The organism is Nocardia sp. NBC_00416, assembly GCF_036032445.1.
Classification (GTDB): domain Bacteria; phylum Actinomycetota; class Actinomycetes; order Mycobacteriales; family Mycobacteriaceae; genus Nocardia.
Genome location: NZ_CP107932.1, coordinates 3715596 through 3727396, shown reverse-complemented (window position 1 = coordinate 3727396; position 11801 = coordinate 3715596). Strand labels below are relative to the sequence as shown.

General features: G+C 70.4%; 9 protein-coding genes and 1 pseudogene. 5 read left to right on the top strand and 5 right to left on the bottom strand.

Annotated features, from left to right (window positions below):
• Nucleotides 1-32 precede the first annotated feature (32 nt).
• From OG804_RS15760 to OG804_RS15750, 3 genes are all read right to left on the bottom strand, one after another.
• Nucleotides 33-971: an aminoglycoside phosphotransferase family protein gene (locus tag OG804_RS15760; RefSeq protein ID WP_328387267.1), complete on the bottom strand. Its 939-nt coding sequence runs from the start codon at nt 969-971 to the stop codon at nt 33-35.
• Nucleotides 972-1036: 65 nt separating this feature from the next.
• Complete coding sequence (locus OG804_RS15755) at nt 1037-1861, bottom strand: ABC transporter permease (RefSeq protein WP_328387265.1); 825 nt, start codon at nt 1859-1861, stop codon at nt 1037-1039.
• Complete coding sequence (locus tag OG804_RS15750) at nt 1858-2817, bottom strand: ATP-binding cassette domain-containing protein (protein ID WP_328387263.1); 960 nt, start codon at nt 2815-2817, stop codon at nt 1858-1860. Before OG804_RS15750 ends, OG804_RS15755 begins: the two co-directional genes overlap by 4 nt.
• 89 nt (nt 2818-2906) lie before the next feature.
• Between OG804_RS15750 and OG804_RS15745 the strand changes: the two genes are divergently transcribed.
• Together OG804_RS15745 and OG804_RS15740 are read left to right on the top strand one after the other, a co-directional pair.
• Nucleotides 2907-3596: a TetR/AcrR family transcriptional regulator gene (locus OG804_RS15745; protein WP_328387261.1), complete on the top strand. Its 690-nt coding sequence runs from the start codon at nt 2907-2909 to the stop codon at nt 3594-3596.
• A gap of 175 nt (nt 3597-3771) precedes the next feature.
• Complete coding sequence (locus tag OG804_RS15740; RefSeq protein WP_328387260.1) at nt 3772-4434, top strand: O-methyltransferase; 663 nt, start codon at nt 3772-3774, stop codon at nt 4432-4434.
• A 20-nt stretch (nt 4435-4454) separates the two neighbouring features.
• Here the strand turns inward: OG804_RS15740 and OG804_RS15735 are convergent, their stop codons facing one another.
• Complete coding sequence (locus OG804_RS15735) at nt 4455-5888, bottom strand: DUF2252 domain-containing protein (protein ID WP_328387259.1); 1434 nt, start codon at nt 5886-5888, stop codon at nt 4455-4457.
• A gap of 208 nt (nt 5889-6096) precedes the next feature.
• Between OG804_RS15735 and OG804_RS15730 the strand changes: the two are divergent.
• Nucleotides 6097-6615, top strand: a pseudogene (locus tag OG804_RS15730) (LLM class flavin-dependent oxidoreductase); the annotation flags it as partial.
• Nucleotides 6612-10463 carry an ABC transporter ATP-binding protein gene (locus OG804_RS15725; protein ID WP_328387257.1) on the top strand — a complete coding sequence of 1284 codons (3852 nt, stop codon included), beginning with the start codon at nt 6612-6614 and terminating at the stop codon, nt 10461-10463. The pseudogene OG804_RS15730 and the gene OG804_RS15725, both read left to right, overlap by 4 nt.
• Nucleotides 10464-10523: 60 nt before the next feature.
• Here OG804_RS15725 and OG804_RS15720 read toward each other — a convergent pair whose 3' ends face one another.
• A complete protein-coding gene (locus tag OG804_RS15720) occupies nt 10524-10937 on the bottom strand; it encodes a Dabb family protein (protein ID WP_328387255.1) in 414 nt (137 codons plus the stop codon).
• Nucleotides 10938-11060: 123 nt separating this feature from the next.
• Here OG804_RS15720 and OG804_RS15715 point away from each other — a divergent pair, with 123 nt between their 5' ends.
• Nucleotides 11061-11726: a TetR/AcrR family transcriptional regulator gene (locus OG804_RS15715; RefSeq protein WP_328387253.1), complete on the top strand. Its 666-nt coding sequence runs from the start codon at nt 11061-11063 to the stop codon at nt 11724-11726.
• Nucleotides 11727-11801: the final 75 nt, after the last annotated feature.

The window sequence follows — 11801 nt, the reverse complement described above, 5'->3', positions numbered from 1 at the left end:
AATCATTTCGGCCGCGAATCGGTGCACCGCGATCACGACAATGCGGCAGCCACCCGCCGGTATCTGGCCGCGTCGGTGGGCCGGTCGTCCTCGAGGGACCAGGCGACCTCCTCCACCGCGCGCAGGAACGCCCAGCCCCGAGCCCGTTCCGGCCGCACCTCGAGCCCGTCGGCCGCCGCGGCGACCATCCGGCGGGCCGCACGCGGATCCGGATCCGCCTCGGTTTCCACCATTTTCAGGATCAGGAACCCGGCGTCGAAGGCCGCCTCACCCAGATAAGCCTTCGGATCGATGAGCAGCCAGGGCTCACGTTCGGCCGCGACAATATTTCCCAGGTGGGTGTCCCGGTTCACGACCAGCAAGGGGCCGTCCGGTTCGGCCAGGGCCGCGCACCAGTCGCGGGCCGGCCCGGTCAGTTCCGCGGTGAGGTACCCGGTCAGCTCGGCGCCGGTCAGGCGGACGGTCCAGTCGGACACGATATCGGCGACCAGCGGTAGCGGCGGATATCCGGGCGGGAGGGTGGTGGGTTGGCGCCGCAACCGCCGGTACAGCGCACAGGCGAGCCGCACCCGGCCCGCGTTCTCCGGTCTGCCCTCCAGCGGAATCGGCGGCTGGGCCACCAGCGGTGTTCCCGGGCGCGCCCACTCGAGCAGCAGCGCGCCGCTGTCCGCGTCGAAGTCGTAGAGATATGCGGCGCCGTCGCCTCGATAGCAGTACATTCCCGCGACCTCGCCGGCGTCCTCCTCGTCGGGCACCGGAACTTTCAGCACCGCGACGGTGCCGTCGTCGCGCCGCACCGGCGCCGCGAAGGAATGGGTTCCACCGTCGAACGGCTGCCCGATCACCTCCAGGTCCCAGGCCGCGCACCGTTGGGCCACCATCTCGGGCAGATCGGCCAGCCAGCGTTCGCCGCGGGCGGCGAAGATCGTCCGGATGTTCGCCACCACGCCGGGCGGAAGGGTGATCGTCACCCGTACAGCTTGCCGAGACGCCGGGCGAACCCACAACCCGCCCGGCCGCGTACCGGGCGGTTCGCTCACCTGCGCCGAGCTCGCGTCGCGCCGTAGTGCCGCAGGACCGCCGGGATCGTCACCGCCAGCGTCACCGCGATCCAGACCAGCGACGCCGCGACCGGTTCCCGCAGCGGCCACGCCGCCCCCTCCGCCGCGACCTCCGGCGCACCGAACAGTGCGCGCAGGGCGGCGACGACCGCGCTCACCGGATTCCATTCCGCGACGGCCCGCACCGCGCCCGGCATGGACGCGGTGGGCACGAAGACATTGGAGAACATGATCGTGCCGAAGATCAGCGGCGCGACCTGTTGGAGCATCTGCTCGTCCCGGATCGCCGTGCCCAGGCAGATCCCGACCCAGCTCAACGCGAACCGGAACAGCACGAGCAGTGCGAAGGCGGCTGCCGTCGCGCCGAATCCGGCGTCGATCCGCCAGCCTGCCAGCAGGCCGATTCCCGACATGATCAGCAGGGCGACGCCGCCGGTCAGCGTTTCCGCGAGCGCCAGACCGGCCGGCACCGCGATCGCGGGCACCGGTAGGGCACGGAAACGGTCGGTGAGCCCGCTGGCGAGGTCCGCGTTGGCGGTCGACGCGGTGGCGGCCAGACCCATCGCCGCGACCAGGACAAGGACGCCGGGTGTCAGGTAGGACCGGTACGCGGTGGCGTCCGCGCCGCCGGCCAGCGCGCCGCCGAAGACGAAACCGAACAGCAGCATCATGCCCACGGGCGCGGCGAGGGTGATCGCGAGCAGGCCCGGAGAGTGCCGGTAGACCGACAGGATCCGGCCGAACGCGGCCCCGGTGGCGGCGAACACGGACGGCGGGTGCGGGGTATGGGTGTCGGTCACGGGGTTGTCCTCGGGGTGGGGCCGGTCAGGGCAAGGAAGGCATCGTCGAGAGTGGCGCTGCGGCGGCCGATATCGCGGACGTCGACGCCGATCGCGTCGAGTGCCCGCAGGATCGGCAGCAGCGGGATATCAGGGTCGCGGAACGAGTACGACAGCTGCGCCGGGGGATCTCCCGGGTCCGGGACCGTCGGGCCGCCGGTCGGCGACCCACCGAAATCCGCCATCACCCGGGTGATCTCGTCGCGACGCCGGGAGTCGGCCACGAGGTCGAGTCCACCGCCGATGCCGGCGGTGAGCGTACGCGGGGTGCCGGTCGCCACCACCCGGCCCGAATCCAGGATGGTGACGGTATCGGCCAGCCGGGCGGCCTCGTCCAGGTATTGCGTGGTGAGCAGCACGGTGGTGCCCTCGGCCACGAAATCGTTGACGTAGCCGTAGATCTGGTTGCGACTGCGCGGGTCGAGCGCGGTGGTCGGCTCGTCCAGGAACAGGACGGCGGGGCGTACCACCATGGCGGCGGCGATATCGAGCCGGCGGCGCATCCCGCCCGAGTAGTCCCGGACGAGGCGGTCCGCGGCATCGGTCAGCCCGAACCGGTCCAGTAGTTCACCGGCGTGGGCCCGGGCGCGCCGGCCGGTGAGCCCGTTCATCCGGCCGAACAGGGTCAGGTTCTCCGGTCCGGTGAGCCGCGGGTCGACCGCGTGGAACTGGCCGACCAGCCCGATCCGCCGCTTGACCGCCCAGGTGTCGCGCACGGTGTCGTAGCCGGCGATCCGGGCGTATCCGGCGCTCGGCCGTAGCAGGGTGGCGAGCATGCGCACGGTCGTGGTCTTGCCCGAACCGTTCGGCCCGAGCAGGGCGTGCACCCGGCCGGCGTCGATACGCAGGTCCACGGTGTCCAGCACGGTTCGCTCACCGTATCTCCTGGTCAACCCCTCGGCCTCGATGACGGTCATGACCCCTCCTCAACTGGGAACGACGTTCGCATTTAACGCTAGCTGAATGCGAACGATGTTCGCAACCGGCTCGAGGCATGCTTACCGGTGTGCCATCCGCTGAACCGACGAACGCGTTGTGGTTGCGGGCCGGGGATCCCAAACCGGGCCCGAGGCCGGGTCTGCGCCTCGACGACATCGCCGCGGCCTGCGTCCGGCTGGCCGACGCGGACGGAATCCGGGCGCTGTCGATGCGCCGGCTCGCCGAAGAGCTCGGCACCGGAGCCGCCTCGCTCTATCGGTACGTCACCGGCAAAGACGATCTGGTGTCGCTGATGTACGACCGGGTGGCGGCGGAGTACGAATTCGCGCCCGTCACCGGGGATCTGCGCGCGGACGTGCTGTCGGTGGCCGAGCAGGCGCGCGCGATGTACCACCGCCACTCTTGGCTGGCCCAGGTGAACCCCAGCGGCCTGGGTCCCAACGGCCTGCGCTACCTCGACCATATGGTCGAGGTCCTGGCGCCCGCGCGACTGGAACCGGCCGCGACGATGACCGGGATCGCGATGCTCTCCGGCTGGGTGACGGTTTTCGCGACCCAGGAAGCGTCCGGGCGCGGCGTATTGGAGACCGGCGGCGGCGCCGGCCATATCGCCGCGATGCTGCGGCTCGGCGACTATCCGCATCTCACCGCACTGTTCACCGGCTCCGACGCGCCCGAACGGCACGCCGTGGACAACGACTCCGTGTTCCGGGCCGGTATCGATGCGCTGCTGTTCGGTATCGCCGGTGTCCGCTGAGAAACGGCCGTGGGGAGACCGGTCCGGCGTCGCCCGCCCGCGGTCCCGGGTCGCGCCGAGGTATCGCAGACTTCGGAAGTGCCTACGGCGATGCCGCCGCCACCCACCGGGCCGCCGGCCGGAAGGGGTGCGGCAGGGTCCGCCGTATCGGCGCTTTTGGTGGCAGACTGCGGATATGAGCACACCCGATTGGGCGGACGTGGACCGGTACGTGGTGGACCAGCTGGCGCGCGACGCCGACGCGAGCGCGACATTGCGCGCCAACGCGGCCGCCGGGCTGCCCGCCATCGACGTCTCCGAGGCCAACGGCAAATTCCTGTACCTGCTCGCCAGATCCACCGGCGCGCAGCGCGTCCTGGAGATCGGCACGCTGGGCGGTTTCAGCACGCTGTGGCTGGCCCGCGGGGTGGGCGAGAAGGGGCGGGTGACGACGCTCGAGTTCGAACCGCGCCATGCCGAGGTGGCCAGGGCCAACCTGGACCGTTCCGGTGTGGGCGACCGGGTCGAGATCCGGGTCGGCGCGGCGCTGGACACCCTGCCGGTGCTGGCGGACGAGCAGCCCGACCCGTTCGACCTGGTGTTCATCGACGCGGACAAAGTGAACAACTCGAACTATGTGAACTGGGCGTTGCGGTTGACCCGGCCCGGCGCGGTCATCGTCGTCGACAATGTGGTGCGCGCGGGCCGGGTCGCCGACGAGACCGACGAGGACCCCGCGGTCCGGGCGAGCCGGGATCTGGTGCGACTGCTGGCCGACGAACCACGCCTGGACGCCACGGTGATGCAGACGGTGGGTACGAAGGGCTGGGACGGGTTCGCCTTCGCGGTCGTGAACTGACCCGCGCTCGCGACCGCAGGTCAGGAATCCGTACCCAGCGTCGCGGCGATCCGGCCGTCGTCGATCGCCCGCCGCAGCTCCGCGTGGTCGAGGGCGTTCTGATCGGCGTAATCCTCGGCGAAATCCGACATCGTCGCGTCGAATTCGTCGTCGGAGCCCAGGTATCCGGCGATGGCGAAGCGGTCGCCGCCGCGCGCGTGCGCCTGGGCCAGCACCCGCGCGCACAACCGTCCGTAGAGCGCCATCAGATCAGGGGACATGGTCTCGATCACCGCCGAACCCTTACCGTCGCGGAGCTGGCGGATATAGAAGTCGCGGGCCACGCCGTCGGGGTCGGGGTCGGGGTGCTGTTGCCAGCCGAGGAAGATATCGCTGGCCGCCTGCATGAGCCGCTGCCCGGTCACCACGCGTTTCCCCTGGTTCGTGTACCCGGGGCCGTCGACGTAGCGCGCGAGCACGGAACGCTGTGCCTCCTTGGCCTGCAGGAACAACGGTTCGTCGCCCGGCCCGTGCAGCAGGATGATCCAGGTGCGGGTGCCGACACTGCCCACACCGACCACTTTGCGGGCCGCGTGCACATACTCGAACCGGTCGAGCAGGAAACGGCGGTTCGGTTGCAGGGTGCCGCGGTAGTCGGCCAGGCGTTGCATCAGTCCCCGGTGCACCATCTCGGCGTCCGCGCCGGCGAACAGCTCCTCGACGGGCACGATCAACGGCGGCATGCTGACGATCCGCGGTTTCCCGTTCGCCGGGGTGGTCAATTTCGACAGCGCCTGGAAGCTGTCCCGTCCCCACGCCTTGTCGATCGTCTTCTGGACGCGTTTGCGCGCCGACGAATCGAGGACATCGCGTAGTTCGGCCATATCGGCCGCGGCGTCGATATGGGAGTACCAGACGGCCAGCTCTCCGCGTCCGGCCTGATAGGTCATGGTTTCGCGGTATTCGGCCACGCAGGCGCGGGTGATCCGGCGCCGCTGCTTCCTCTTGAACCCGTTGTCGCGCCCGGCGACCGCGAGACTCGCGACGAGCCGCTTCACATCCCATTCGAACGGGCCGGGATAGGTCTCGTCGAAATCGTTGACGTCGAAAGCGAGCTGACGTTCCGGGGTCGCGTAGAGCCCGAAGTTGCTCAGATGCGCGTCCCCGCACAGTTGGGTGTGTAGGCCGGTGCTCGGCACGCGCGCCAGATCGTCGGCCATCACCAGCGCCGCACCTCGGAAGAACGAGAACTGTGAGACCGCCATCCGCCCGTATCGCACGGGCACCAGTTCGGGGACCCGGGTCGGCGCCTGCGATTCGAGCAGGGCGAGCGGGTCGCGGTCGGGCGCCGGATCGAAGGCGGCGATCGCGGAGAAGGGGGTCCGGCGCCGCTGCCGCGCGCCGTGTTCGGTGCGTTCCGATCGGGCCGCGAATTCGGGGGCGGGTCGGGCCGGATCAGCATGTGGTCTGCCCATGCGCGCACAGTAGGGCGACCGGGCGCGACCTGTCGTCACCCGATCCGGGTGAGACCCGGCCGCGGGACCGCTTCGGATCATGATGCGCCCAAACCTGCTTGTGGCCCCGGCCGGTGGCTAGCGTTTTCTGGCGGCGCGTGATGAAGAGGTGGCGGCGATGGCGGACGGCAGCGCGGGGTCGGTGCTACGGGCGGTACTGGAACTGGGGACCGAAGCCGAGGCACGGGAGCTGGACGCCGAACTGGAACGTCTGATCTCCCCGGACTACGCGCGCCGCCAGCTGGCCGAGCGGTTCGGCCTGCCGCCCGAGGCGCTGGAGCTGGATCGCGAACTTCCCGGCGAACTGCCCAGCGAGGACGATATCCAGGGCGCGAAGAGCCGATACACGCTGATCGTGAATCTGGCCCGCACCGAGCGGCTCACGGTGCGTCAGTTGATCGCCCGGCTCGGCGGGGGCCGCGGGCACCGCACATTCGCGGGGACCGCCGAACAGGTGGCCGACACGATCGAGGAATGGTTCCGGGCGGGTGCGGCCGACGGGTTCAATGTGATGCCCGCGGTGCTGCCTTCCGGGCTGGACCGGTTCGTGGACCGGGTGGTGCCGATCCTGCAGGAGCGTGGACTGTTCCGCACCGAATACACCTCGACCACACTGCGCGGCCATTACGGTCTGGCGCGCCCGGACAGTCGGCTCGCCGCCGAGGCCGCGCTCGCGGTCGCGCGGTGAGCGGCTCCGGAACGCGGCAGGGCACCGCGGGCGCGGAGGTGGGGGAGCCCGGCGAGGAGACGGGGGCCGGGACGTCGGACGGCGCGGGCTGGCTGCGCTACCTGGCCCGCCGATGTCTGGTCCACCGCCGCTTGGTGATCGGCGCCTACCTGGGGGCGGCGGTCGCGGCCGGCCTCACCGCGACGCTGCCGCTGGTGGTCCGTCATGTGGTGGATACGCTCACGGTGACCGCCGCATCGGTGACGCCGTGGGCGCTGGCGCTGCTGGCGCTGGGCGTGGCGCGGTTCGGCGCGTCGTTCACCCGCCGGGTCAGCTCGTCCAAGCTGTCGCTGGGTGTGCAGCACGATCTACGGCGTGACCTGTTCGCCTCGTTGCTGCGGCTCGACGGCCGGGAACGCGAAGGGCTGCGGACCGGGCAGGTCGTCAGCCGGGCCATCACCGACGTCACGCTCATTCAGATGTTCCTGCAGCTGATTCCGATGGTGTCGGGCAATCTGGTGCTGTTGTTCGGCGCGCTGGCGTTGATGGCGGTGATGTCGCCGCCGCTGACGGTGATCGCGCTGCTGGTGCTGCCCGCGCTGTGGCTGATCGCCCGGCGCAGCCAGCGCGAACTGTTCCCGGCGAACTGGGACGCCCAGGCCCGCGCGGCGGAAGTGGCCATGCAGGTGGAGGCCGCGGTGGCGGGCGTGCGGGTGGTCAAGGGGTTCGGGCAGGAACGCCACGAACTCGACGGCCTGCGCGAGCGTGCCGCCCGGCTGTACCGGTCGCGGTTGCGCCTGGCGCGGATCACCAGCCGATTCACCCCGGCGATGCAGGCCGTTCCGGCGGTGGGGCAGGCCGCGATCCTCGTCGTCGGCGGGCTGCTGGCACTGCGGCATTCGATCACGCTCGGCACTTTCCTGGCGTTCATGACCTATCTGGGTTCGTTCGTGAGTCCGATCCGGCAGTTCTCCATGCTGCTCACCGTCAGCCAGCAGGGCCGGGCCTCGCTGGACCGGGTCCGTGAGGTGATCGAGGCGCCGGCACCCGCGACGGCGCTTGTCGCGAGCGCGCCTTCGGTCGCTGGGGCGGCCCCGGGAATCGAGTTCCGGGGTGTTCGTTTCGGTTTCGGGGTGAACCAGGTGCTCGACGGGATCGATCTGACCGTGCGGCCGGGCGAGACGGTGGCCGTCGCCGGGAGCGCGGGCACCGGCAAATCCGTACTCGCGCAACTGGTGCCGCGCCTGTTCGATCCCGACGAGGGGAGCGTGCTCTTCGACGGCGTCGATATCCGCGCGCTGCCCGGATCCCGTGGCCTCGTGGCCATGGTCTTCGAGGACACCCACCTCATGGCCGACACCATCCGGGCCAATGTCGCCTACGGCCGGCCCGATGCCGGTGACGAGCGGATCTGGCACGCACTGCACCTGGCCGCCGCCGACGAGTTCGTCGCCGCGACGGCGGACAGTCTGGACACCAGAATCGGCGAACGCGGTCAGCGGTTGTCCGGCGGCCAGCGCCAGCGCATCGCGCTCGCGCGCGCCCTGCTCACCGAGGCGCCCATCCTGGTTCTCGACGACGCCACCTCCGCGATCGACGCCCGGGTGGAGGAGCTCATCTTCACCCGGATCGCCGCCGAGGTGCACCGGCGCACCACGCTCGTCGTCGCACACCGGCTGTCCACCCTGGCGCTGGCCGACCGGGTCGCGGTACTCGACGGCGGGCGGGTCGCCGAGCTGGGCCCGCTGGACGAACTACGCGATCGCGGCCACCTGTTCCGGGCGCTGTTCACCCCGCCGGATCCGGCCGAGATCGATACGGCGACAACGCAGGACGCGGCACCGGTGCCCACCGCCGTGCTCTGGGTGGAGCCCGCCGTCGACGCCGACGACGCTCGCACACTCGAACAGGTCGCGAAGGCGTTCGCGCAGCGCGCGGCGGGCGCTCCGGCCGGAGTCGGGCGGGGCGCGGCCATGGGCGGGATGCTGGCGGCCGCGCCGCCCAGCGGGGACGTCGCGCGGCTCATCGATTCGCTGCCACCGGCCACCGGTGAACCGGAGGTCCCCGAATCCTTCTCCCACACCCCCGATCCGCGATTCGGTTTGTCGCGGTTGCTGCGACCGTTCACCTGGCCCCTGCTCGCCGGGCTGGCGCTGGTCGGTATCGACGCGCTGGCGCAGGTCCTGATTCCGTTCCTGGTGCGCCACGGGATCGATCACGGGGTACTCGCCGGGGCGCGTGCGGTACTGCTCGTCGCGGCGGGGCTGACGCTGCTGGTGGTCGCCGTCGACTGGGTCATCGGCGTGGCGCAGGTGCGAGTGACCGGCCGGGCCGGTGAACGACTGCTGTTCGGCCTGCGGGTGAAGACCTTCGCCCAATTGCAGCGACTCGGCCTGCAGTACTACGAGCGCGAACTCGGCGGCCGCATCATGACCAGGATGACCAGCGACGTCGACGGACTGTCCGGCTTCCTGCAGACCGGCCTGGCCACGGCGCTGACCAGCACGATCACCATCGTGGGCGTGGTCGTCGCGCTACTGGTGGTGGATGCCGGGCTCGCGGTGGTGGTGCTGGCGACCCTGCCGGTGCTGGTGGTCACCACCATCGCGTTCCGCCGGGCGTCGGTACCCGCCTACAACCTGGCCCGGGATCGGGTGAGCGTGGTCAACGCTTACTTGCAGGAGAACGTCGACAACATCAAGGTCACCCAGAGCTACCGGCGGGAAGCGGTGAACCAGGCCGAGTTCGAGCGACGCTCCTGGAGCTACCGGGACGCGCGGTTGCGCAGTCAGACGCTGATGGCCGTTTTCTTCCCGTTCGTGGAATTGATGTCGGTCGTGGCGACCGCGGCGGTGCTCGCCGTCGGTGTGCACCAGGTGCGCGACGCCGCGGTGACCGCGGGCACCCTGATCGCCTTCCTGCTCTACATCGATCTGCTGTTCGCGCCGATCCAGCAGCTCTCGCAGGTGTTCGACGGCTATCAGCAGGCCGTGGTCGGGGTGGACCGGCTGGGTGAGTTGCTGCGCACCCCGGTGGACACCCCCGATGATCCGGCCCCGCGACCGGTGCGCTCGCTGCGCGGTGAGATAGAGATGCGCGCGGTGGATTTCGCCTACGGTCCGCGTACCGGCGCGGGGTCCACGCCGAAAGCGCCGCCGGTGCCCGCCCTGCGCGAGGTGGCTCTGCGTATCGCGCCGGGCCAGCGGGTGGCCCTGGTCGGTGAGACCGGCGCCGGGAAATCGACCCTGGTCAAGCTGCTGGCCCGGTTCTACGATCCGACCGCGGGCCGGGTGCTGATCGACGGTGTCGATATCCGCCGGTACGCCCTGCGCGACTATCGCAAACGGCTCGGTGTGGTGCCGCAGGAACCGTTCCTGTTCGGCGACACAGTGCGTGACGCCATCGCCTACGGCAGGCCCGAGGCGACTCCGGCCGAGATCGAATGGGCCGCCCGGGCCGTCGGCGCGCACGAGATGATCGCGGCGCTCGAGCACGGCTATCTGCAGCCCATCGGTGAGCACGGTCGCGGGCTGTCGGCGGGCCAGCGCCAACTGCTGGCGCTGGCCCGGGCCCAGTTGGTGGAGCCCGACATCCTGATCCTCGACGAGGCGACGGCGTCACTGGATCTGGGGACCGAGGCCAAGGTCAAGGCCGCGATCGACGTCCTGACCGCGGGCCGGACGACCATTGTCGTGGCGCACCGGCTGGCCACCGCCGCGGATGCGGATCTGATCGTGGTGCTGGGTGAGGGCCGTCTGCTGGAAACCGGTACCCACGCCGAACTCCTCGCCCGTGCCGGTGGCTCCTACCGGGCGCTGTGGGCGGCCTATGTCGGGGAGGGCGCCGGGGATTCGGCGGCCGTGCGCTGAATCCCGCTGTCCGCCGGTTCCGCGGATCGGCGGACAGCGGCAAACCGGGTTCGGGCTCGGCTACGCGGGGGTTTCGGTGGCGATGGTGCCGTCGGTGATCTCGGCCAGCATCCGGCCCCAGTCGGGATAGGTCCGCACCTTCGCCAGATGTAGATTCTCGATCTTCTGCGCCAGTTCCGGGTCCGGATCGTCGGCGAAACGGACCGCGGACAGGCGTGCGAAATACGGCAGGATGTGCGGGTCTCCGGCCAGATGCACCGGGTCGTGCAGATAACGCTCGAGCGCGTCCAGGTCGCCGACCGCGGCGAGGAAGGCGTGGGTGAATCCGTCCCGGGGGTCGCCGATATCGCGGCCGACGGAACCGAAGACGACCGATTCCACGCGCGCGGTACGGCGCATGCGTTCGAGTACCGCGGCTTGTTCCCCTTCCGGGACGCCGTCTTTGAAGCGGAACCGCAAGATGTTGACTATCACTGGAATACCTCCCTGGATTGAACCGGCGAGTTCAGATTATCTGTCTTGCCGGTAATGTCAATCCAAGTATGAACTTCTGAACCGATGGGTTCAATCCCGAGGTGTTGTTGCTAGCATCGGCGGGTGTGTGCGCGAACGGCGGACGGCCCGGGTGCCGGGCGAATCGATAAGCGGCGGGCCATCCTCGACGCGGCTTTCGCCGTATTCGCCCGGCTCGGTTACGAACAGGCCGGTGTCCGGGAGATAGCCGACGCAGCCGGTGTGGCCAAACCCACCGTCTACAACCACATGGCCGACAAGGAGAGCCTGCTCCGGGAAGCGCTGCTGCGTGCCGCCGATCAGGTCGGCGCCGACTGCCTCGCCGCCGTCGAGCGACTGCGTGATCCGGGCGCCGATCTCGGGTCGGCGCTGGAGAACACCGCCCAGCGGCTCCTGCGCGTCTGCGCCGGCGACACCTCGCACGCGCTGCGCCGCCTCGCCGCCGCGCAGTCCAACCGGCTGCCCGACCTGGTCACGCTCGTCCGCGAACGGACGGCGACCAGAACTCTGGACGCGCTCACCGACCGGCTGGGGCTGCTCGCGCTGTCCGGGCGGTTGCGGATCACTGATCCGGCCGTCGCGGCCGAGCAATTCCTGGCCCTGCTCACCGGTCCGCTGGAGAACCGGTCCGCCCAGGGTGCTCGCAAGGTGCCCAGGGCCGAACTCGGTGCGATCGCGGCCGCCGCCGTGCGCACCTTCCTCGCGGCCTACGGATCCGACGATCAGGCCGAGGCGGCCCGGGCGTCCTGACCGCGGGCTCGAGCCCCGATCGCCGCGGCTCGACCGGTGTAGCGCTGATGACCCAGCCGGCAAGGTTCAGTGCGG